Consider the following 21347-nt stretch of genomic DNA (forward strand, 5'->3'; position numbering starts at 1 on the left):
GAAGGTAACTGTCCGCACGTGACTGCTTCAGAGAAAACGCCGTTCTACATCACCACGGCCATCACCTACCCCAACGGCGTGCCGCACATCGGCCACGCCTACGAGTACATCGCCACCGACGCCATGGCGCGCTTCAAGCGGCTGGACGGCTACGACGTGATGTTCCTGACGGGCACGGACGAGCACGGGATGAAGATCGCCCAGACTGCCGAAAAGGAAGGCACCACTCCCAAGGAGCTGGTGGACCGGAACGCGGAAGTCTATAAGGCGGCGCACGAAGCCCTCGGCATCACGTACGACCGCTTCATCCGCACCACGGACGAGGACCACTACGCAGCCTCTCAGGCCATCTGGAAAAAGATGGAAGCCAACGGCGACATTTACCTCGACAAGTACGAGGGCTGGTACTCCGTCCGTGACGAAGCGTTTTACGGCGAGGATGAGACAGTCGTGAAGGACGACGGCGTGCGCTACTCGAAAGAGACGGACACCGAGGTGACGTGGACGGCCGAGGAGAGCTATTTCTTCCGGCTGTCGGCGTACCAGGACAAGCTGCTGGCCCTCTACGAAGCGCAGCCGGAGTTCGGTGCCCCGCAGTCCCGGTTCAACGAAGTGATCAGCTTCGTCAAGCGCGGCCTTGAGGACCTGTCCATCAGCCGCACCACCTTTGACTGGGGCGTCCCGGTGCCGGGCAACAGCAACCACGTCATGTACGTGTGGGTGGATGCGCTGACCAACTACCTCACCGGTGTGGGCTACCCGGACGTGGACTCGGAGAAGTTCCGCCGGTTCTGGCCGGCCGATGTCCATGTGATCGGCAAGGACATCTCCCGGTTCCACGCCATCTACTGGCCCGCGTTCCTCCTGAGTGCCGGCCTGGAACTGCCCAAGCGCGTCATGATCCACGGCTTCCTGCACAACAACGGCGTCAAGATGTCCAAGTCGCTGGGCAACGTGGTGGCACCGGCCGATTTCGTGGAGCAGTACGGCCTGGACCAGGTGCGGTTCTTCTTCCTCCGCGAGGTGCCGTTCGGAGCTGACGGCAGCTACAACCATGAGGCCATCGTGGGCCGGATGAACTCGGACCTGGCGAACAACTTCGGCAACCTGGCGCAACGTTCCCTGTCCATGGTGGCCAAGAACTGCGGGGGAGCCGTTCCCACCCCGGGCGCTTTCACGGATGCTGACACCGCCATCCTGGAACGGGCCGGTGCCTTGCTGGACACAGCGCGTGCGGCCTTCGACAAGCAGGAGTTCAGCCGCGCCCTCGAGGCCATCTGGGCGGTCCTTGGCGACACGAACGCCTACTTCGCCGAACAGGCGCCCTGGGTGCTGCGGAAGACCGACGTCGAACGCATGAACACCGTCCTCTACGTCACCCTGGAGGTGCTGCGCATCGTGGCAATCCTCGCCCAGCCGGTGATGCCGGGTTCGACGGCGCGGCTGCTTGACGCCCTCGGCCAGCCGGAAGGGGACGCACGCCAGTTCGCAGCAGTCCCCACGCGCATCGCCGCCGGGACGCCCCTGCCTGCACCGGCGCCGGTGTTCCCCAAGTACGAGGAACCGGCAGAGGCATAGCTGGTTCACGAAAGGGCAGGAGCCGCGGGATTTCCGCACTCCTGCCCTTTTTAGTGGTGCCTCCGGCGGATCTACGTGGTGGCGAGCCCCTGCACCGGTGACAGCCGGGACGCCCGCCTGGCGGGAAGGACCGATGCCAGCAGCCCGGCGGCGATTGCCACGGCCAGCACCCCCGCCAGCTGCAGCCACGGAACCACCGGCGTGACCGCGGCCAGGCTGCCGAGCGCCGAACGGGCGCCCAGCCATCCGTACACAGTTCCCAGGGCTGAGCCGAGCAGCGCCGCGACGGCGGCAACCAGGACGGCTTCCAGCGCGAGCATTCCGCGCAACTGGCCACGGGTCAGGCCCAGCGCCCGCAGCAGGGAGTTCTCACGCGTCCGCTCCAGCACGGACAGGGACAGGGTGTTGGCCACGCCGATTAGCGCGATCAGCACCGCGACCCCCAAGAGGCCTGTGACCACCAGGAGCAGCACGTCGATGACCTCGTTGAAGGTGACACGCTCGATGGCCGCACCGCTGACCGCCCCGCTGGCCACCCCGGTTGCCGTGGCAACGGCGGACTGGATGTCCTTGATGCGGTCCCCGGACAGCTGCCCGCCGCCGGGGGCGTCTGCAAGGCGCACCCACACGGTGCTGCCCGCCGTGGCATCGCCCAGCAGGCCGGACTGCTGCGCGGTCTCCGCGGAGACGAGCGCCGGAATGTTGCGGGTCCGCAGGACCTCTGCCTCCAGGGTGGCCGTGCCGGATGCGCCGTTGACGTCGACGCGCCCCGCTTGGGCGCCCTCGGGCAGGTAGATCTTCCCGGGCTCCAGGACGAGTGTGGTGTCGCGGAGCAGCCGTCCGGCCTCCGCTGCGCCGACCGCGTAGACGGGGTTTTCCGCGCCCTGCTGCTCGAAACGCCCCGCCGCGGGCAGCAGCGCGGCAGCCGCAACGCCATCGATCCGCGCCACGGCGTCTTGCTGGGCCGCGGTCAGGTGCTCAGCGGTGACGGCCATGTCCACCGGGTAGGTCTCGGCGAGGGCGTCATCGAATGCCTGGCGTGCGGTGGCCGCCCCGGTCATCATCAGGGCCACCAGCGTGACCCCGATGAGCAGGGCGGCAGCCGTCACTGATGTCCTCCCAGGGTTGCAGACGGCGTTGAGCGCAGCCAGTTTGCCGGGGACGCCGGCGGGAGCGGCCAGCCGTCCCGCCAGGCCTACCAGCCGGGGCACGAACAGCGTGGCGCAGAGCAACACCCCGATGAAGGACAGCACGCCGCCGGCGAACGCCACTACCAGCATCACGCTGGCCGCGCCGAAGGCGAGCAGCGGAACTCCCAGGGCGAGGGCGGCAAGGCCCATGACCAGCCGTACCCGGCCGCGCCGGTTCCCGATGCCGGCATCGTCGGCGGGGCGCAGGGCAGCGAGCGGCGCTACGGCGGTCGCCGCCCTGGCAGGGACCATGGCGGCGGCCACGGTCAGGACCGTACCCACGGCGAGGCCCGCCACGATGGACGACGGCGGCACCGCCATGGTGGCAAAGGCCATGTCCGGCTGCGTCCCGGCCCAGCCAATCAGGGCTGCCATCAGGCCGACGGCGGCGAGCACCCCCGCCACGGAAGACACCAGGCCCACCACGAGGGCTTCGGCCAGGACGGAATTGCGCACCTGCGCCCGGGCGGCGCCCAGGCACCGGAGCAGCGCGAGTTCCCGGGTGCGCTGGGCCACCAGCACTGCGAATGTGTTGGAAACCACCAGGCCGGAAACCAGCAGGGCGATTCCGGCGAAAGCCAGCAGGACCACCGTCAGTTCGTCCTGGCCGCCGGTCATCAGGGCCACCTGGGCCGTGACCTGCTCGTCCGCGGTCTTGACCTGCGCGGGGGTTCCGGTGCCGGCAATCGCTGCCAGGGCGCCCGCCCTGGCCGCGGCAACGTCGGTGCCCGGCGCCAGCGCAAGCTGGATGCTGGCATAGCCGTCCGCAGCGCCCGGGCCGGCACCGGGGGCCTGGCCGTCCGCCGCCAGCGCACTGACCGCAGGAGTTCCGGCCAGCAGTTGCGGGAGGGCGGAGGCGAAAGGATCATGGCTGGCGCGGAGGATCCCGGTGACGGTCATCGCCGTGGTGGTGGCGCCGTCCGGAGCCCTGAGCTCCAGGGCGTCGCCGACATGCAGCCCGTAGCGCCCGGCAGTGTCGCTGTCCACGGCGACGCCGTCGGCACGCACCGGCAGGGCGCCATCGGTAACGGCTGCTGTTTCCAGGGCATCGGGCGCCAGGTTGCGGGCCTGCGCGAACACTTCCTGGCCGCCTGCCGTGAATTCCGCATACGCCTGAAGGCGACCGTATGCTTCGCTGACGCCAGGTACCCCTCGGGCCGCTGCCAGGGCCGCACCGTTGAAAGTACCCCTGTCCGGTGTGGCGATGAGTTCCGCCCTGCTGTACGCCTCGCCAAGGCTGGCGCCCAGCGACGCCCTGGTGCTGGCACCCACCATCAGTGTGGTGGACAGGAATGCCACCGACAGCATGACGGCCAGGCCGACGGCTATAAACCGCCGGCTGTGGGACTGGAATTGCGAGAGGGCGACGCGCAGCACGCTCAGCCTCCCAGCTTGCCGAGGGCGGCAAGGACGGATGCGGCGGTGGGTTCGGCGATCTCGCCCACCAGGTTGCCGTCACTCATCAGGACCACCCGGTCGGCGTAGCTGGCTGCCACGGGATCGTGCGTGACCATGATGATGGTCTGGCCCATTTCGCGGCTGCTCCGGCGCAGCAGTGACAGGACTTCGCCGCCGGCTGTCGAATCAAGGTTACCGGTGGGTTCGTCTCCGAAGACCACGTCGGGCCGGGTCAGCAGGGCCCGGGCCACGGCAACCCGCTGCTGCTGGCCGCCGGAGAGTTCATGCGGCCGGTGCCGGAGCCTGTCCTTGAGGCCCAGTGTGGACACCACGGTGTCGAACCAGGCGGTGTCCGTGGCTTTGTTGGCCAGCGCCAGCGGGAGGGTGATGTTCTGTTCGGCCGTCAGGGTCGGCACCAGGTTGAACGCCTGGAAGACAAACCCGATCCGGTCGCGGCGCAGTGCGGTGAGCTGCTTGTCGTTCAGGGCCGTGATGTCCGTCCCGCCCACCAGGATCTGCCCGGAGTCCGCGGTGTCCAGGCCGGCGAGGCAGTGCATCAGGGTCGACTTGCCCGAGCCGGACGGTCCCATGATTGCCGTGAAGCGGCCGGCGTCGAAGGTGACGCTGACCTCGCGCAGGGCACTGACGCGGGTGGCGCCGCGGCCGTAGTTCTTGGTGAGGGACAGTGCCTGGACAGCGGGGGAGGAAGTGGCGTTATCCCTGTTCAAACCAGGGTGGTCATGCACGGAAGTTGTCATGGTTCCACGCTATGGGCCGGCACCCGGCCGGGGGATCGGCCTGGGGTCTGGTCCTGCCGGGGACGGGCTCATACCGTGGTCTGAGCCCGCGCCCATACGCTGTCAGCCTCCGGGGGTGACCACTCCGGTCTCGTACGCGATCACCACGGCCTGGACCCGGTCGCGGGCTCCCAGCTTGGCCAGGATATGCCCCACATGGGTTTTGACCGTGGCCTCGGACACAAACAGGCCTGCCGCGATCTCGGGATTGGACTGTCCCTGCGCAATGAGCTGGAACACCTCGCGCTCGCGGGCGGTGAGCCGCTGGACGGCCGCATGGTGTTCCGGCCGTTCGCTGCCTTGGGTGCGCAGCAGCGGGGCAACATGGTCCAGGAGCCGCCGGGTGGTTGACGGAGCGATGACAGCGTCTCCGCGGTGTACGGTCCGGATGGCCTCCAGCAGTTCCTCGGGAGGAGCGTCCTTGAGCAGGAACCCGCTGGCGCCGGCCTGGATGGCGGCCAGCGCGTACTCGTCCAGGTCGAAGGTTGTCAGCACCACCACCCGGAGCTCTGCCCTGGCCGAGCCGGCCGGGGCGGCAAGCGCGCTTTCCATCAGCCGGCGGGTGGCTTCAATTCCGTCCATGCCCGGCATCCGGACGTCCATCAGGACGACGTCGGCCGCCACCGCGCCGAGCGCCTGCAGCGCCTCAAGGCCATTGCCCGCTTCGACCACTACGTCGAGGTCGGGCTGGGAGTTGATCAGCATGCCAAATCCCGACCTGACCAGCTGCTGGTCATCGACCAGGGCAACCCTGATCCTGTCCGCAGGCGCGTGTTCTTCCAGGAGTGTCATTGCTCAGGCCTCTGTGTACGGGAGGAAAGCCGAGACCAGGAAGCCCCCGCCCGCGGCCGGTCCGGCCGCCAACGAACCATCGTAGAGGTTGATTCGCTCCCGCATTCCGCGCAGGCCGTTGCCGCCGTTTTCCGCAGCGTCGCCGGCGTGGTCCGCGGAGGCGCCCCGGCCGTCGTCGTACACCTCTATCTGCAGGCCCCGCTGCTGCCAACGGATGGCGGCACTGGCGGTGGCCCGGGGCCCTGCGTGCTTAAGGACGTTGGTGAGCGCCTCCTGGAGCACCCGGTAGGCGGTGAGTTCGGCACCGGGCGGAAAAACCCGGCGCGGGGAGCCTTGCTGTTCAAAGGCCAGGGGAAGGCCTGCCGCCCGGAAGCCGAGGAACAGCTCGTCCACGTCTGACAACCCGGGCAGCGGACGGGTGGCGGCCTCATCGCCGTGCCGCAGCACGCCCAGCAGGCGCCGCATTTCCGCCAGTGAGGTCCGGGCTGTGGCGGCGACAGTGGCCAAAGTCTCGGTGGCAACCGAAGGGTTGGCCGCGGCGGCATACCTGGCGCCGTCAGACTGTGTGATGATCACCGAGAGGGAATGGGCCACAATGTCGTGCATTTCCCGGGCGATGTGGGCGCGTTCATCGGCGGCGGCGAGTGACCGTTCCTGCTGTTGTTCGATCTCGAGCCTGCGGGCACGGTCTGACAGGGTCTGGAGCTGCTGGCGCCGCACCCGGGTCAGGTCGCCCAGGGTCCAGCTGAACAGGACCAGCATCCAGATCAACACCGTATACACCGCGCTGATGGTCAGGCCAAGGACTCCGGTTTCGGCGGTGCTGCTGAGGTTGCGGCTGGTCAGGAGCACCCCGCCGAGCAGGCCCAGGCCAAGCACGGAGCGGCTGGCCCAGGCGGGACCGTAGGCGGCAACGGCGTAGATGATCAGCGGAACGGCCACCAGGCCCGCCAGCGGCTCAAGCCCGGCGGCCCACAGCGCAAGGCAAGCGAGCACGATGGCTGCTGCGGCACGGACCGGGCTGGTCCGCCGCCAGGCCAGCGGAACCACCAGCGCGCTGGACAGGAGAAAGTGGCCTGGCCTGTCGGCGAGGAGATAGACCGGGCCGCAGAACACCAGGACCGCAAACATGAGGGCCAGGTCCACCCGGAAGGTGTTGACCCGGAGCCATTGATAGATCTTGTGCCGTCGTTCCACCCGGGAACTCTATGCGGTTGGGGCCTGACGACGCCTCATACCGGAGGCTGATCTCGCTTCCGGAGGGTCCGCCCGCGAGGCACAAGGCACGGTCGTGTCTGAATAGTGAGACATGTTGACCAGCATATGGATGTTTTGGCTACCCTGAAAATATGAGCGCATCCTCCATTGACCTTGCAGTAATTCCCGGCGACGGCATCGGCCCTGAAGTCATTGCCGAGGCAGTCAAAGTGCTGGAAAAGGCTGTGGCCGCGGAGGGAGTGGAGCTCAAGCAGACCCACTACAAGCTTGGTGCCGAGCACTGGCTGGCCACCGGCGAGACCTTGCCGGACGAGGTCCTCGCGGACCTGCGGACCCGCGATGCCATCCTGTTCGGCGCTGTCGGGGCAGCCCCCGGTGACACCCGCATCCCGTCCGGCATCATCGAGCGCGAGATGCTCCTGAAACTGCGGTTCAGCCTCGACCACTACGTCAACCTGCGCCCGTCACGGCTGTACGGCACAGTCGGCAGTCCCCTCGCCAACCCGGGCACCATTGATTTCATCGTGGTCCGCGAAGGAACCGAAGGACCCTACGTGGGCAACGGCGGCAGCCTGCGCGCCGGCACCCCGCACGAAGTGGCCACCGAGGTGTCCCTGAACACCGCCCACGGCGTGGAGCGCGTGGTCCGCGATGCCTTCCGCCGCGCCAGCGCCCGCGAACGCAAGCACGTCACCCTGGTCCACAAGCACAACGTCCTGGTTTTCGCCGGGCACCTCTGGAAGCGCACTGTCGAGGCCGTGGCCCAGGAGTTCCCGGAGGTCACCCACGACTACCTGCACGTGGACGCCGCCACCATTTTCATGGTTACCGATCCGTCCCGCTTCGACGTCATCGTCACCGACAACCTTTTCGGTGACATCCTCACGGACCTGGCTGCCGCCATCACCGGCGGCATCGGACTGGCCGCCAGCGGGAACATCAACATGGACCGCACGGCGCCCTCCATGTTCGAACCCGTCCACGGTTCCGCGCCGGACATCGCCGGCCAGGGCAAGGCCGATCCGACGGCGGCCATCCTCTCCGCCGCGCTCCTGCTGGACCACCTTGGCTACGCCGAAGCGGCCCGGAAGATCGAAGCCGCGGTAGTGGCCGACGTCGAAAAGCGCGACGGCACCGCCCGCAGCACCACCGCCGTCGGCGACGCCATCGCCGCCGGACTCTGACCCGCGCCGGAGCCACCGGCATCGGGCGTAAGCTTGTCTCGAATTACCAAATGCCGCCACCTCCGTTCAGCGCTGAACCCCCGGCGGCCGATCGTGGAGGAACCATGACCCAGACTGCCCATGGCGTCGAATTCAGCCTGCAGCCTTCGGCGAACCCGAAGACCGCAGAACAGCGTGAAGCCATCCTGGCGAACCCGGGATTCGGCAACTACTTCACCGACCACACCGCCGTCGTCGACTACAGCGTGGACGCGAACGGTAACGGCGGGTGGCACGACCCCCGGGTCGAAGCCTACGGACCCATCGTCCTGGATCCTTCTGCAGCCGTCTTCCACTACGGCCAGGAGATCTTCGAAGGGCTCAAGGCCTACCGCCACGCGGACGGTTCCGTCTGGACGTTCCGTCCGGAGGCCAACGCGGCCCGGCTGAACAAGTCCGCACGCCGGCTTGCCCTGCCCGAACTGCCCGCGGAGTACTTCCTCGGCGCCATTCGCGAGCTTGTGGCCGCGGACAAGGACTGGGTTCCCAACGGTGACGGCGAGGCCCTTTACCTGCGGCCGTTCATGATCGCCACCGAGGCGTTCCTCGGCGTCCGCGCCGCACGCGAGGTCTCCTTCCGGGTCATCGCTTCGCCTGCCGGCAACTACTTTGGCGGCGAGCTCAAGCCGGTCTCCATCTGGATCTCACGCGAATACGCCCGTGCCGGGCGCGGCGGAACGGGCGACGCGAAGTGCGGCGGCAACTACGCTGCTTCCCTGATCGCCCAGCAGGAAGCGGAAGCCAACGGCTGCAAGCAGGTCCTCTTCCTTGACCACTTCAACGACGACGCCGTGGAAGAACTCGGCGGCATGAATGTCTTCTTCGTCATGAAGGACGGCTCCCTGGTCACGCCAGCCCTGACCGGCACCATCCTGGAAGGCGTCACCCGGATGTCCGTCATCCAGGTGGCCAAGGACATGGGCCGGGACGTCACCGAGCGCAAGATTACCCTCGATGAATGGCGCGATGGCGTTGCCTCCGGTGAGATCACAGAGGTCTTTGCCTGCGGTACCGCGGCCGTCATCACTCCCATCGGGGTCCTCAAGGACGCCACGGAATTCATCGGCTCGGAGGACGCCAAGGCCGGCGAAACCACCATGGCCATCCGCGAGAAGCTGCTGGGCATCCAGACCGGCACCGTTCCGGACACCCACGGCTGGCTGACCCGCCTCGCCTGAGCGGCTGACGGGTTGGAAACGCTCGACGGCGCCTGCCGGACTTCGGTCCATGCAGGCGCCGTTTGCGCTTAAGCCCGGTGCCGGTCTTTGGCTTGTCCGCGTATCAGAACCGCCGAGGCCGGGTTTCGCGAAAAGGCTTCGGAACGCTGCTCGCGCGGGTCGGAGCGGGGCGTACGACGGCGGTCAGCGCCGGGCTGCCTTGCGCGCAGCGTTCTTCTGGGCTTTGCGGGAGACGGGCTTCAGGGCCTTCCTGGCGGCCTCTTCAGCCAGTGCGTGGTGGCGCCGGGCGTCGATGATGTCGTTGAACAGCGACGAGGCAAAGACGCCGCCGTCCTGGGCATACACCTCGTAGGGGTAGCCCTCAAAGGCCGCGGGGATGGCTCCGGCGGTGAACGGATCCCTGCCCGTGGCCCTGGCGGCTGCGTCACCCAGCGCCCAGGTACGGGTCAGGTGCCGGGTGAGGTTTTCACTGGCGAAAGCTGCGGCGTCACCTGACACAGCGGCACTCTTCAGCAGTTCCTCAAGTTCGCTGGCCAGGATCCCGGCCGCCTGTGCGTCTGCTGCCTCCGGCGTGGTGAGTTCTGCGCCGGCGGTTTCCACTGCTTCCCTCCAGTCGGCCGTCCCGCGGAATGTCTTCCAGGTGGGAAACCAGACCACGGAACCTGCCGCATGGTTGTGGAGGTGCAGGAGCCCGGTGCTCTTTTCAGTGGCGGAGTGGTCGTGGCCGTCCGCTTCCGCGTTGGCGATGAGTTCTGCAAGGGTGGGTGCGCTGGTCATGAATGTATCCGGCTTCCTGGTGAGGGGTGGGGCGTCATGTGTGGTCAACCCGCAGGGGTGTTCGATCTATTCCGGCCCCTGATCCGGCGGGCCCGGTCCATGGGTGCGAGGATGGGGCAGTGACTCCCGATCCAGCCGCCACCCTGCAGCGCAGTTCCGACCTGACCCGGTTCATCCTTGCTCCCAATCCCGGGCCGATGAGCCTGGACGGGACCAACTCCTATGTCCTTGCCGCTCCCGGCAGCCCCGGCGCGGTGGTGGTGGACCCCGGACCGGACGATGAAGCCCACCTTCTGGCGCTGGCGCGCGCGGGCGCCGTCGAACTGGTCCTCATTACCCACCGGCACGCCGACCATACGGCCGGTTCGGCGCGGCTGCACGAACTGACCGGCGCGCCCGTCCGCGCCGCCGATCCCGCACACTGCCATGGTGGGGGAGCGCCGTTGCTGGACGGCGAGGTGGTCCGCGCCGCGGGGCTCGATCTGACCGTTTTGGCAACTCCGGGCCACACCTCCGATTCGGTGTGCTTCCACTTGCCCGGCGATGGGCCGGACGGGTCCGTCCTGACGGGGGATACCATCCTGGGCAGGGGAACCACCATGCTTGACTATCCCGACGGGACGCTGGGGGACTACCTGGCCACCCTGGACCGGCTTGAGGCCATGGGGCCGGCAACGGTCCTGCCGGCCCACGGACCTGTCCTGCCCGCCCTGGCAGAGGTTGTCCGTGGCTACCGTACGCACCGCCATGAACGCCTGGCCCGGATCCGCGAAGCCCTGGACCGGCTGGGCCGCGACGCGTCCGTCGGCGACGTGGCGGACGCCGTCTATTCCGACGTCGGACCTTCCGTCAGGCGCGCGGCCGAGATGTCCGTGGCCGGGCAGCTGCACTACCTGCGGGAGGAGTCCGGCAATGCGGGGGCCCACCGGGGAAACGGTAGGGTATGAACCATGCGTATTGCGAGGTTTGTCGTTGATTCCGATCCCCTGTACGGCGTAGTTGAAGGTGACGCCGGCAGTGAGGAGATTACTGTCATCCAGGGTGACCCGTTCTTCAACGGCGTGGAGCGCACGTCGGTCCGCCACAAGCTGGAGGACGTCCGGCTGCTGGCCCCGATTATCCCGCGCAGCAAGGTGATCGGCGTCGGCCGTAACTTCGTGGAGCACGCCCATGAGCTCGGCAACGACGTGCCTGCCCAGCCGCTGCTGTTCCTGAAGCCGAATACGGCCGTCGTCGGCCCGAACGATCCCGTCGTACTGCCGGAGTTCTCCGATGAGATCTCCTTCGAGGCAGAGCTGTGCGTCGTCATCGGCCGGATCTGCAAGGACGTCCCGGAGGACCGCGTCGACGACGTCATCTTCGGTTACACCTGCGGCAACGACCTCACGGCCCGCGACGTCCAGAAGACCGACCTGCAGTGGACCCGTGCCAAGGGGTTCGATACCTCCGCGCCGCTTGGCCCGTGGATCGAAACGGAGCTGGACACCGAGGACCTGCAGATCCAGGGCAGGCTCAACGGCGAAATGCGGCAGGACGGCAACACCAACCAGATGATCCGCGGCGTCCGGGAACTGGTGTCCATCGTCTCCCAGGCATTCACCCTGCTGCCCGGTGACGTGATCATGACCGGCACTCCTGCCGGCGTCGGACTGGTCACCGCCGGTGACCGGTATGAAGTGGAAATTGAAGGCATCGGCCGGCTGTCCAACCCGATCGTCCGCCGCTAAGGGACAGGCCGCGATGGCGGCAGGCGCCAGACGGTAAAGTTGAAGCCACTATGACTATCGCTTCTTCGTCGCCTGCCGCCTCCATCCCGCCTGTTACCGCGGAAACACCCGTCCGGGTCCGTTTCTGCCCCTCACCCACCGGCACTCCGCACGTGGGCCTGATCCGTACCGCCCTGTTCAACTGGGCTTACGCACGGCACACCAAGGGCACCCTGGTGTTCCGCATCGAGGACACGGATGCGGCGCGGGACAGCGAGGAGAGCTACCACCAGCTGCTGGATGCGCTGAAGTGGCTCGGCATCGACTGGGACGAGGGCGTCGAGGTGGGCGGCCCGCACGAACCCTACCGGCAGTCGCAGCGCAGTGACATCTACCAGGACGTCATCAAGCGGCTGCATGAGGGCGGCTTCATCTACGAGTCGTACTCCACACCGGACGAGATTGAGGCCCGCCACCGTGCCGCCGGCCGTGACCCCAAGCTCGGCTACGACGGGTACGACCGGCACCTGACGGAGGAGCAGCTGGCCCAGTACAGGGCAGAGGGCCGCCAGGCCGTCCTCCGCCTCCGGATGCCCGACGAGGACCTCACCTTCACCGACCTGGTCCGCGGCGAGATTACCTTCCGCGCCGGTTCGGTTCCCGACTTCGCAGTGGTGCGGGCCAACGGCCACCCGCTGTACACCCTGGTCAACCCGGTGGACGACGCGCTGATGGGCATCACCCACGTGCTCCGCGGCGAAGACCTGCTTAGCTCCACCCCGCGGCAGATTGCCCTCTACCGCGCGCTGCACGCAGTGGGTGTTGCTGAGTACATGCCCGAATTCGGCCATCTGCCCTATGTCATGGGCCAGGGCAACAAGAAGCTGTCCAAGCGCGATCCCGAGTCCAGCCTCTTCCTGCACCGCGAGCGGGGCTTCATCCCGGAGGGCCTGCTGAACTACCTGTCCCTGCTGGGCTGGTCCCTCAGCGCCGACGAGGACATCTTCACCGTGGAGCAGCTGGTGGAGAACTTCGACATTCACGATGTCCTGGCCAACCCCGCACGCTTCGACCTGAAGAAGGCCGAAGCCATCAACGGCACGCATGTGCGGATGCTTGCCCCGGAGGATTTCCGGAACCGGGTGGCGCACTACCTGCGTGAAGCCGGACTGGTGGGGGAGATCCTGACCGACCGTGAAGAACAGATCGTCACCGAAGCCGCACCCCTGATCCAGGAGCGCATCACCCTGCTGGGCGAGGCGCCGGAAATGATCGCCTTCCTGTTCAAGGCCGATGACGCCATTGACGTTGCCGACGACGCGCGCAAGGGCCTGCCGGAAAACCTGGCCGAAGTCCTTGACGCAGCGATCGGCGCCCTTGAGCCCATCGCGGACTGGACTCCGGAGACCATCCAGGCAGCCCTCAAGCAGGCCCTCGTCGAAGACCTTGGACTGAAGCCGCGCCTGGCCTTCGGACCGGTCCGCACCGCCGTGTCCGGCCGCCGCATCTCGCCGCCGCTGTTCGAGTCGATGGTGATCCTGGGCAAGGATGCCTCACTCCGCAGGCTTCAGGCTTTCCGCGGCTGATGGCTGTGGCCAGTTCCGCTGCCGGCGGCATCCTGGAGGCCCAGGTGGGTACCGTCCGGGGCGTCCTGTTCGATATCGACGACACCCTCGTGGATCTCGAATACTCCATGACCACTGCATTGCGGGAGGTCAGCGAGCATCTCCTGCCCGGCCTCGACCAGTCCGGGTGGGAGCGGTTCGGCCGCATCTTCACCCACGAGACCACGCACTATTACGACCAGTACCTTGCGGGGGAGCTGACGTTCAACGAGCAGCGCCTCCTGCGCGGCCGGGCTGCGCTGGGACACTTCGGCATCGAACTGGCCGACGGCGAGGAATCGCACCAGTGGCTGACCGCCTACATCCAGAAGCAGCCGTCCTACGTAAAGCCGTTCCCGGACGTCCTGCCGCTGCTCGATGTCCTGGACCGGGCAGGGATCCCGTACGGGGCCGTCAGTAACAACGTCCATGACTACCAGCGGGCGAAACTGGACGGCGCAGGCCTGGAACGGGTGGCGCACCTCGTGGGCACCGACACCCTGGGGGTGGCCAAGCCCAACCCGGCGATCTACCTCGAAGGTGTCCGGCTCCTGGGTACGGCAGCCTCCGAAACCCTTTACGTGGGCGACAACAGGTTGCTCGATGCGGAGGGCTCGACGGCGGCCGGGCTGCAGGGCGTATGGCTGAACCGGAACGCGGAAACCGCGGCGCATTTCTCTGGTGCCGCGGTTTCCACGCTGGCGGAATTGCTCCCGCTCTTCCACTAGGAGTATTGCCGGGTCAGTGCGGCCGGTCCGCGCCTGCGCTGTCGCTGAGCGCAGCTGCCCCGAGTCGAGCCAGCCGCCACCCGCATTGAGCTGGGCTGCCCCCGAGCAGGGCCTGAGGCCGCCCTCGGCAAGCTTGTTGAGGGTGCCCGCACCGGTGTCCAACTGTCCTGCGGCAGCAGCGAGGCGGCCGGTTCCTGCCGCCAATTGCCCGGCGCCGTCAGCAAAGTTGTCCCGGACCCCGGAGTAGATCTCACCGGCCCCGGATTGGAGGGCCCCAGCGCCACTGTTCAGTGTCTATGTCCCGTCCTCCAATTCGGCTGAGCCGTCCCTGACCTGGACAGTGCCCGTGGGATTTTCCGGGGCAGCTTCGGGCGCGGCGGAAGGTCTGGCTGCCTCGATTTGTGCGAGCCGAAAGTCTCGGGTAGAGTATTTTCTCGTGCTGAGGCGCACGGAGCAAGGCTAAGGCCTTGAAGGCCGGGCCCGAAAGTTCCATTGGGATATGGTGTAATTGGCAACACTACGGTTTCTGGTACCGTCATTCTAGGTTCGAGTCCTGGTATCCCAGCTCTGGTTTGGAGATGTTCTACGTCTTCACGCCAGGCAGTTTCAACCGGTTCGCCGATTTGAAACTAAGGCAAAGTGTATGAAACAATCACTGAGCTTGAACGGCGGAAACGCCAAAAAAGTTACTTGGCCCCATCGTATAGCGGCCTAGTACGCTGCCCTCTCACGGCGGTAACGCGGGTTCGAATCCCGCTGGGGTCACCAAAGAAATGGTCCCGGGCAATATGCCCGGGACCATTCTGTTTTTCCGGCCATATTCAATTCTTCCTTCGCTCTCAGCTGGCATGATGTTGCTGTGACCTCACCGAACGAGAAACGCCACACGGACCGGCAGGAGCAGCAAAACACGGCAGCCGTGACCCTGCTTGAACAGGTCCGCGGCACCCTGGCGGACGTGGCACTGCCCCTGGCCCTGCCTGGGGCCGAGCAGGGGCGGCGTGACGCCGCCGCCGGTGTGGCCCAGCTCGACGACTACATCCTTCCCCGCTACCGCAGCCTCGACGCCCCGCTGCTTGCCGTCGTCGGCGGGTCGACCGGTGCCGGGAAGTCGACCCTGGTTAATGCCCTGGCCGGCCATCCTGTCACCCGCTCGGGTGCCATCCGCCCGACCACCCGCCAGCCGATCCTCCTTCACCATCCTGCCGAAGCCGCCTGGTTCGAGGGCAGCCGGGTCCTGCCGGGCCTGGGCCGGATCCGAGGTGCGCTGTCTGCCGGACCTGCCCCTGCGGCCCAAACGGTGACGGGACCCGACGCTGCTGCCGTCACCTCGCTGGTCCTGCTCGCCGATGACGCCGTTCCGGCGGGCATTGCGCTCCTCGACGCCCCCGACGTCGATTCCATCTCCGATGACAACCGGAAGCTGGCCGGCCAGCTGCTCGCAGCCGCGGACCTGTGGATCTTCGTCACCACCGCCAACAGGTACGCCGACGCCGTCCCCTGGCGGCTGCTCCTGGATGCGGCGGCGAGGGACATCATGGTGGCGGTGGTCCTGGACAGGGTGCCGGCGGGCGCGGAGGAAGAAGTCAGCGAGGACCTGCGGCGACTCCTCGACGGCGAGGGCCTGGCCGGTGCCCAGCTCTTTGTCATCCCTGAGTCCACGCTGGATCCGTTGGGCATGCTGCCCGCCGGCGCTGTCCTCCCGCTGCGGAACTGGCTCACCGGCCTCGCCGCTGACGCCGCAGGCCGGGCCGGCGTCGCGCGCCGCACCCTGAACGGTGCGGTCCGGGCACTGGCCGGCCGGGTTGCAGCGATCTCCGCATCCGCTGCAGAGCAGCAGCGCGCTGCAGCTGCGCTTGAGGCCGGCGTTGATGCCGCCTACCGGGACGCGGGCAGCCGGATCCTCGACGCCACGCGAGACGGCGCCCTCCTCCGCGGGGAAGTGCTGGCCCGCTGGCAGGACTTTGTGGGCACCGGTGAGTTCTTCCGGACACTCGAGCAGAACGTGGGCCGCTTCCGCGACCGGTTGGGGGCCTTCTTCCGGGGTGAACCACCGCCGGCCATCAAGGTCGAAGCGGCCATCGAAACGGGCCTGCAGGCCGTCATTGTCGATGAGGCAGCAAACGCCGCAGAGGAAACCGACCACCGTTGGCGGTCCGACCCCGCCGGCCGGCAACTGTTGGGAACGGACGACCTCTCGGGGAGCGGTCCCGGTTTCGCGGACCGGGCGGCACAGGAGATCCGAGCCTGGCAGGAGGCGCTGATGGAACTTATCCGCAGGGAGGGCCAGGGAAAGCGGACCCAGGCCCGGTGGCTCTCCTTCGGCATCAACGGGCTGGGTGCTGCACTGATGATCGTTGTTTTCTCCATGACAGCGGGCCTGACAGGGCTGGAGGTCGGCGTAGCAGGCGGAACCGCAGTCGTGGGCCAGCGCCTGCTCGAGGCCGTGTTCGGTGAAGACGCTGTGCGCCGGATGGCTGAAAAGGCACGGACGGACCTGGCTGCCCGCTGCCAGCGGCTCCTCGAGGAGGAACAGCAAAGGTTCCTGGTCCGGCTCCCGGCGGCAGACACCATGGCGGCCGGTGTACTGGACAGCCAAGCCGATGCATTGGCCCGCCTGGCGGGCGCCGCGTGAGCCGGCACAGCGGCGCCCGGGAATCATCGCGGCTGGACCGGCGCCTGGAAGCCCTGAATGACGCGAGGCAGCTGGCCGGTGGTGTCCTTCCGGACGCGCAGCTGGAGGAGGTTTTCCAGGTCCTGGAGCGCGCCGGATCCCGCCGCTCCCTGTCCGCGGAGCACACTGTGGTGGGGTTCTTCGGTGCTACCGGAAGCGGAAAGTCCTCGCTGTTCAACGCCGTGAGCGGCAGTAACATCGCGACGACGGCGGCGCGCCGCCCCACCACGTCGGAGCCGCTGGCGGGGGTATGGGGAGTGGACGGCAGTGAACCGCTCCTGGACTGGCTTGATGTCCGCAACAGGCATCACGCAGGTCCTGTGGAAGGTTTTGCGGGCGAAGACACCGGCCTGATCCTGCTGGACCTGCCGGATTTCGACTCCACCCGCGCGGCCAACCGTGAAGTGGTGCAGCGCATGGTGGGACTGGTGGATGTCCTCGTCTGGGTGCTCGACCCGCAAAAGTACGCGGATGCAGCGGTCCACCAGGATTTCCTCGCCCCGCTGGCCTCGCACGGCGCCGTCACCCTGGTGGTCCTCAACCAGGTGGACAGGCTTCCCGCCCACGACGTGCCGCCGGTCCTGGAATCCCTTCGCGGGATCCTTGCTGCCGAGGGGCTGGGGAAAGTAAAGGTCCTTGCCGCCTCCGCGCTGACCGGCCAGGGCGTGGACGGCGTGCGTGCTGCGATCAGGAGCGTGGTGGTGCAGCGAAAGGCCCGCTCGCAGCGGCTGGAGGCCGACGTCGCGAAAGCTTCCAGGGAACTGCGGGAGGCATCCGGAGACGGCGAAGCCGCCGGCGTCCGGCACCAAACGACGGCCAGGCTGGGCGCGGAACTGGCGGCGGCAGCCAACGTGCCGGTGGTTGTCAGTGCTGTGGCCCGTTCCTACCGCCTGGAATCAGTCCGTCGGACGGGCTGGCCCGCGACCCGATGGCTTTCGCGGTTCCGGCCCGACCCCTTGCGCAGGCTCAACCTCCGCAGGGACGCTCCGGCGGAACTCAACCGCACTTCGCTTCCGCCCGCCAGTGCCCCCGAGCGGGCGCGCACCGACTCAGCCGTCAGGGAGTTCGCCGACGCCGCCAGCGCCGGCGCGCCCGGTCCCTGGCGGGCCGCCATCCGAAGCGCAGCCCGCGAGGGCCGGGAGCGGCTTCCGGATGCCCTGGACCAGGCCATCGCCGGAACCGACCTCGGGGCCAACAGGAAATCCTGGTGGTGGGGCGTCTTCAATGTGGTCCAGTGGCTGGCGCTGCTGACCGTCCTCGGTGGCCTCGGCTGGCTGGGCGGCCTCGCGGCACTGCAGTACTTCCAGATGCCGGCGCCGGAGCCGCCACGGGTGGAAGGGTGGCCGGTGCCCACCCTGATGGCCGCCGTCGGCGTGGTGCTGGGGATTGTGCTGGCCCTGGCCGGCCGCTTTATCGCCGCAGGAGCCGCCGCGGCACGGGCATCGGGGGCACGGAAACGGCTGGAGGCGGCTGTGGGCGGTGTTGCGCGGAATCTAGTGGTGGAGCCCGTTGAGGTAGAAGTCAGCAGGCTTGCGGCGTTTAACGCGGCACTGAGGGTGGCGGCGGGCTAGGGGAGGGGCTCATCCCTTGGTGCCGGCGGCTTCCAGTCCGGCAGCAGCGTCCCGCACCTTGATCATGGTGCGCAGGTTGCGGGTAGTGGTCGCCGCCTTAAATCTGGCCTTGGACGAAATCTTGCTGAACGGGCTCTCCAGGGTTCCGCCGGCCGGCGCGAGCCAGGCGAGGGCTTCCGGGCCAAGCCGGTGTTGCTTGTGTCCGCCCCCGAGGGCCCGGCCCGCAGCGTCCAGGTCGTCCAGGACTGCGTGGTCGGAGGACAGCGTGATGTACGAATGCGTGGACTTGTCGTCCTCCGGATACGGGCACGCCGCCACCAGATCAGCCACCCTGCCGGCCGGCAGGACCACCACCCAGGCCTCGTAGCCGAACGCGGCGCGCAGGGCCTTCTCGCACTCCCGTTTCACGCCGGCGGCGTCCAGTCCGCTGGCAAGGACCACGTTGCCACTGGCCAGCAGTGTCTTGGCGTCCGCGAAGCCGCTGTTCTTCAGCGCATCCCGAAGGTCCGCCATTTTGATGTTGATGCCGCCCACGTTGATGCCGCGGAGAAATACTGCGTAGCTGCCCATGGGCCACAGCCTAACCGCCGGAGGGCGGCTTGGTGCGGGATTGACCCGACGGCGGTCAGTCGTTGTTCTTGCGCAGCGCTTCGGTGAGGATGCGGCCGGCGTTGCAGACCACTTCAGCGTGCAACCTCCCGGGCTGGCGGGTAAGCCGCTCGATGGGGCCGGAGATCGATACGGCGGCAATGACGCGGCCGGACGGTCCGCGCACCGGCGCCGAGACCGAGGCGACCCCCGGCTCGCGTTCACCAAGGCTCTGGCCCCAGCCCCGCCGTCGTACTCCTGCGAGGACGGTCGGCGTGAAGCGTGCCGACTGCAGGCCCTCAAGCAGGCGGTCGTGGTCTTCCCAGGCAAGCAGGACCTGGGCAGCGGAGCCGGCCTTCATGGACAACTGGGTACCGACCGGAATGGTGTCGCGCAGGCCGATGGGGCGCTCGGCCGATGCCACGCAGACCCGCCAGTCGCCCTGGCGGCGGAAGATCTGTGCGCTCTCGCCCGTGGCGTCCCGAAGCTGCATCAGGACGGGGCCGGCGGAAGCGATGAGGCGGTCCTCGCCGGCGGCCGATGCCAGTTCAACCAGCCGGCTGCCGAGTACGAACCTGCCCTGGATGTCACGGCTTACCAGCCGGTGGTGGACCAGCGCGAGGGCGAGGCGGTGGACAGTGGGACGGGCCAGTCCGGTGGCCGCTACGAGCTGTGCCAGCGTGGTGGGGCCGGCTTCGAGCGCGTCAAGCACCTGTGCTGCTTTATCAATGACGCCGACTCCACTAGAATTGTCCATGTAATGATATTGCCGTCTCATTATCTGAGATGCAAATCTTTCGGCTGGCGCAGTGCCGAGCCGTCCTGCTTCAGTTGAAGCATTCAGCCAAACAGCAGTGAAGGGAGATGGCCATGGCAAAGACATTGGCCGAGAAAGTCTGGGACGCGCACGTGGTGCGCAAAGGCGACGGCGTAGGTGCCAACGCCCAGCCTGACCTTCTCTTCATCGACCTTCACCTGGTGCACGAGGTCACGTCCCCGCAGGCCTTCGAAGGCTTGCGCCTGGCAGGCCGCCCGCTGCGCCGCCCGGACCTGACCATCGCCACGGAGGACCACAACACTCCCACGCTGGACATCGACAAGCCTATCGCCGACCTCACCAGCCGGACCCAGATCCAGACGCTGCGCAACAACTGCGCGGAGTTCGGTGTCCGCCTGCACAGCCTCGGTGACGCCGAACAGGGCATCGTCCACGTGGTGGGTCCGCAGCTGGGCCTCACCCAGCCCGGCATGACGGTGGTCTGCGGCGACTCGCACACCTCCACGCACGGCGCCTTCGGAGCACTGGCCATGGGCATCGGCACCTCCGAGGTGGAGCACGTCATGGCCACCCAGACCCTGTCCCTGAAGCCGTTCAAGACCATGGCCATCAACGTTGAAGGCACCCTGCGCCCCGGCGTCACGGCCAAAGACATCATCCTGGCGGTCATCGCCAAGATCGGTACCGGCGGCGGCCAAGGCTACGTCCTGGAATACCGTGGATCCGCCATCCGCGCCCTGTCCATGGATGCCCGCATGACCATTTGCAACATGTCCATCGAGGCCGGCGCCCGCGCCGGCATGGTGGCGCCGGACGAAACCACCTACGCCTACATGCAGGGCCGCCCGCACGCCCCCGAAGGGGCGGACTGGGATGCCGCCGTCGAGTACTGGAACACGCTGAAGACCGACGACGACGCCACCTTCGATGTCGAGGTGGACCTGGACGCCGACACGCTGGAGCCGTTCGTCACCTGGGGCACCAACCCCGGCCAGGGCGTGTCCCTGTCCCAGGCTGTTCCGTTCCCCGGGGACTTCGGCGACGAAAACGCCAAGGCCGCCGCGGAACGCGCCCTGCAGTACATGGGGCTGGAAGCCGGCACGCCAATGAAGGACATCCGGGTGGACACAGTGTTCCTCGGTTCCTGCACCAACTCCCGCATCGAGGACCTCCGGGCCGCAGCGGACATCATCCGCGGCCGCGAAAAGGATCCGAAGGTCCGCATGCTCGTGGTGCCGGGATCTGCACGCGTCCGCCTCGAAGCGGAGGCTGAGGGCCTGGACCGGGTCTTCAAGGACTTCGGCGCCGAATGGCGCTTCGCCGGCTGCTCCATGTGCCTGGGAATGAACCCGGACCAGCTGGAACCGGGGGAGCGGTGCGCCTCCACCTCGAACCGCAACTTCGAGGGGCGCCAGGGCAAGGGCGGCCGCACCCACCTGGTATCCCCGGTGGTGGCAGCGGCCACGGCCGTCCGCGGCACGCTCAGCTCGCCGTCGGACCTTGATCCTGCCCCCGAATCCGCCGCCATCCGCACCGACGCAGCCTAG

Annotated in this window: 17 protein-coding genes, 2 tRNA genes and 1 pseudogene; 12 read left to right on the plus strand and 8 right to left on the minus strand. The window is 67.7% G+C overall.

The features are described from left to right. Window positions 1-18: 18 nt before the first annotated feature. A complete protein-coding gene (gene metG, locus OVA06_RS06820; protein ID WP_268157183.1) occupies window positions 19-1578 on the plus strand; it encodes a methionine--tRNA ligase in 1560 nt (519 codons plus the stop codon). A gap of 71 nt (window positions 1579-1649) precedes the next feature. Here metG and OVA06_RS06825 read toward each other — a convergent pair whose 3' ends face one another. The 4 genes from OVA06_RS06825 to OVA06_RS06840 all read right to left on the minus strand — a co-directional run bounded on the left by OVA06_RS06825 (window position 1650) and on the right by OVA06_RS06840 (window position 6952). Next, complete coding sequence (locus OVA06_RS06825; RefSeq protein ID WP_268157185.1) at window positions 1650-4145, minus strand: ABC transporter permease; 2496 nt, start codon at window positions 4143-4145, stop codon at window positions 1650-1652. 2 nt (window positions 4146-4147) lie between these two features. Continuing rightward, window positions 4148-4924: an ABC transporter ATP-binding protein gene (locus OVA06_RS06830; protein ID WP_091721002.1), complete on the minus strand. Its 777-nt coding sequence runs from the start codon at window positions 4922-4924 to the stop codon at window positions 4148-4150. A 102-nt stretch (window positions 4925-5026) separates the two neighbouring features. Further along, window positions 5027-5755, minus strand: a complete 729-nt coding sequence (locus tag OVA06_RS06835) for a response regulator (RefSeq protein WP_056085283.1) — start codon at window positions 5753-5755, stop codon at window positions 5027-5029. A 3-nt stretch (window positions 5756-5758) separates the two neighbouring features. Beyond that, on the minus strand, window positions 5759-6952 hold the full coding sequence (locus OVA06_RS06840; RefSeq protein WP_268157188.1) for a sensor histidine kinase: 1194 nt from the start codon (window positions 6950-6952) through the stop codon (window positions 5759-5761). A gap of 152 nt (window positions 6953-7104) precedes the next feature. Here OVA06_RS06840 and OVA06_RS06845 point away from each other — a divergent pair, with 152 nt between their 5' ends. Together OVA06_RS06845 and OVA06_RS06850 are read left to right on the plus strand one after the other, a co-directional pair. Continuing rightward, window positions 7105-8157 carry a 3-isopropylmalate dehydrogenase gene (locus OVA06_RS06845; RefSeq protein WP_015937447.1) on the plus strand — a complete coding sequence of 351 codons (1053 nt, stop codon included), beginning with the start codon at window positions 7105-7107 and terminating at the stop codon, window positions 8155-8157. A gap of 104 nt (window positions 8158-8261) precedes the next feature. Next, the gene (locus tag OVA06_RS06850) at window positions 8262-9374 is read left to right on the plus strand and encodes a branched-chain amino acid aminotransferase (protein ID WP_268157191.1); all 1113 of its coding nucleotides are present in this window, start codon (window positions 8262-8264) and stop codon (window positions 9372-9374) included. Between the two features lie 183 nt (window positions 9375-9557). On the opposite strand, the gene OVA06_RS06855 is transcribed toward OVA06_RS06850, so the two are convergent. Further along, a complete protein-coding gene (locus OVA06_RS06855; protein ID WP_268157194.1) occupies window positions 9558-10151 on the minus strand; it encodes a hypothetical protein in 594 nt (197 codons plus the stop codon). 119 nt (window positions 10152-10270) lie between these two features. Between OVA06_RS06855 and OVA06_RS06860 the strand changes: the two genes are divergently transcribed. The 4 genes from OVA06_RS06860 to OVA06_RS06875 are packed head-to-tail and all read left to right on the plus strand — an operon-like array spanning window position 10271 to window position 14189. Continuing rightward, window positions 10271-11098 (plus strand): MBL fold metallo-hydrolase, encoded by an 828-nt coding sequence (locus OVA06_RS06860; RefSeq protein ID WP_268157196.1) that lies wholly within the window; start codon window positions 10271-10273, stop codon window positions 11096-11098. A 3-nt stretch (window positions 11099-11101) separates the two neighbouring features. Beyond that, a complete protein-coding gene (locus tag OVA06_RS06865) occupies window positions 11102-11878 on the plus strand; it encodes a fumarylacetoacetate hydrolase family protein (protein WP_056085293.1) in 777 nt (258 codons plus the stop codon). 50 nt (window positions 11879-11928) lie between these two features. After that, the gene (gene gltX / locus OVA06_RS06870) at window positions 11929-13443 is read left to right on the plus strand and encodes a glutamate--tRNA ligase (protein ID WP_268157198.1); all 1515 of its coding nucleotides are present in this window, start codon (window positions 11929-11931) and stop codon (window positions 13441-13443) included. Next, window positions 13443-14189, plus strand: coding sequence for an HAD family hydrolase (locus OVA06_RS06875; protein WP_268157200.1), 747 nt, complete (start codon window positions 13443-13445; stop codon window positions 14187-14189). The genes gltX and OVA06_RS06875 overlap by 1 nt, the downstream gene beginning before the upstream one ends. 159 nt (window positions 14190-14348) lie before the next feature. Here the strand turns inward: OVA06_RS06875 and OVA06_RS19780 are convergent. Further along, window positions 14349-14480: pseudogene (locus OVA06_RS19780) on the minus strand (hypothetical protein); the annotation flags it as partial. A gap of 202 nt (window positions 14481-14682) precedes the next feature. On the opposite strand from OVA06_RS19780, the gene OVA06_RS06880 reads away from it, so the two are divergent. From OVA06_RS06880 to OVA06_RS06895, 4 genes are all read left to right on the plus strand, one after another. After that, window positions 14683-14754 (plus strand) — tRNA-Gln (locus OVA06_RS06880). Between the two features lie 127 nt (window positions 14755-14881). Then, window positions 14882-14957: transfer RNA gene (locus tag OVA06_RS06885), tRNA-Glu, on the plus strand. Between the two features lie 91 nt (window positions 14958-15048). Then, window positions 15049-16824: a dynamin family protein gene (locus OVA06_RS06890; RefSeq protein ID WP_442793530.1), complete on the plus strand. Its 1776-nt coding sequence runs from the start codon at window positions 15049-15051 to the stop codon at window positions 16822-16824. After that, on the plus strand, window positions 16821-18434 hold the full coding sequence (locus OVA06_RS06895; RefSeq protein ID WP_268157202.1) for a GTPase: 1614 nt from the start codon (window positions 16821-16823) through the stop codon (window positions 18432-18434). The genes OVA06_RS06890 and OVA06_RS06895 overlap by 4 nt, the downstream gene beginning before the upstream one ends. 9 nt (window positions 18435-18443) lie before the next feature. On the opposite strand, the gene OVA06_RS06900 is transcribed toward OVA06_RS06895, so the two are convergent. After that, on the minus strand, window positions 18444-19004 hold the full coding sequence (locus OVA06_RS06900) for a DUF1697 domain-containing protein (protein WP_268157205.1): 561 nt from the start codon (window positions 19002-19004) through the stop codon (window positions 18444-18446). 55 nt (window positions 19005-19059) lie between these two features. Further along, window positions 19060-19779 (minus strand): IclR family transcriptional regulator, encoded by a 720-nt coding sequence (locus OVA06_RS06905; protein ID WP_009356552.1) that lies wholly within the window; start codon window positions 19777-19779, stop codon window positions 19060-19062. A 113-nt stretch (window positions 19780-19892) separates the two neighbouring features. Between OVA06_RS06905 and leuC the strand changes: the two genes are divergently transcribed. Then, window positions 19893-21347, plus strand: coding sequence for a 3-isopropylmalate dehydratase large subunit (leuC, locus tag OVA06_RS06910; RefSeq protein ID WP_261619574.1), 1455 nt, complete (start codon window positions 19893-19895; stop codon window positions 21345-21347).

This window comes from Pseudarthrobacter sp. SL88, from assembly GCF_026672455.1.
GTDB lineage: Bacteria > Actinomycetota > Actinomycetes > Actinomycetales > Micrococcaceae > Arthrobacter.

Coding starts and splice junctions, on each gene's coding strand:
- OVA06_RS06830 (WP_091721002.1), bottom strand. CDS start 4,924: ATGACAACTTCCGTGCATGACCACCCTGGTTTGAACAGGGATAACGCC.
- OVA06_RS06835 (WP_056085283.1), bottom strand. CDS start 5,755: ATGACACTCCTGGAAGAACACGCGCCTGCGGACAGGATCAGGGTTGCC.
- OVA06_RS06845 (WP_015937447.1), top strand. CDS start 7,105: ATGAGCGCATCCTCCATTGACCTTGCAGTAATTCCCGGCGACGGCATC.
- OVA06_RS06850 (WP_268157191.1), top strand. CDS start 8,262: ATGACCCAGACTGCCCATGGCGTCGAATTCAGCCTGCAGCCTTCGGCG.
- OVA06_RS06855 (WP_268157194.1), bottom strand. CDS start 10,151: ATGACCAGCGCACCCACCCTTGCAGAACTCATCGCCAACGCGGAAGCG.
- OVA06_RS06865 (WP_056085293.1), top strand. CDS start 11,102: ATGCGTATTGCGAGGTTTGTCGTTGATTCCGATCCCCTGTACGGCGTA.
- gltX (WP_268157198.1), top strand. CDS start 11,929: ATGACTATCGCTTCTTCGTCGCCTGCCGCCTCCATCCCGCCTGTTACC.
- OVA06_RS06875 (WP_268157200.1), top strand. CDS start 13,443: ATGGCTGTGGCCAGTTCCGCTGCCGGCGGCATCCTGGAGGCCCAGGTG.
- OVA06_RS06900 (WP_268157205.1), bottom strand. CDS start 19,004: ATGGGCAGCTACGCAGTATTTCTCCGCGGCATCAACGTGGGCGGCATC.
- OVA06_RS06905 (WP_009356552.1), bottom strand. CDS start 19,779: ATGGACAATTCTAGTGGAGTCGGCGTCATTGATAAAGCAGCACAGGTG.
- leuC (WP_261619574.1), top strand. CDS start 19,893: ATGGCAAAGACATTGGCCGAGAAAGTCTGGGACGCGCACGTGGTGCGC.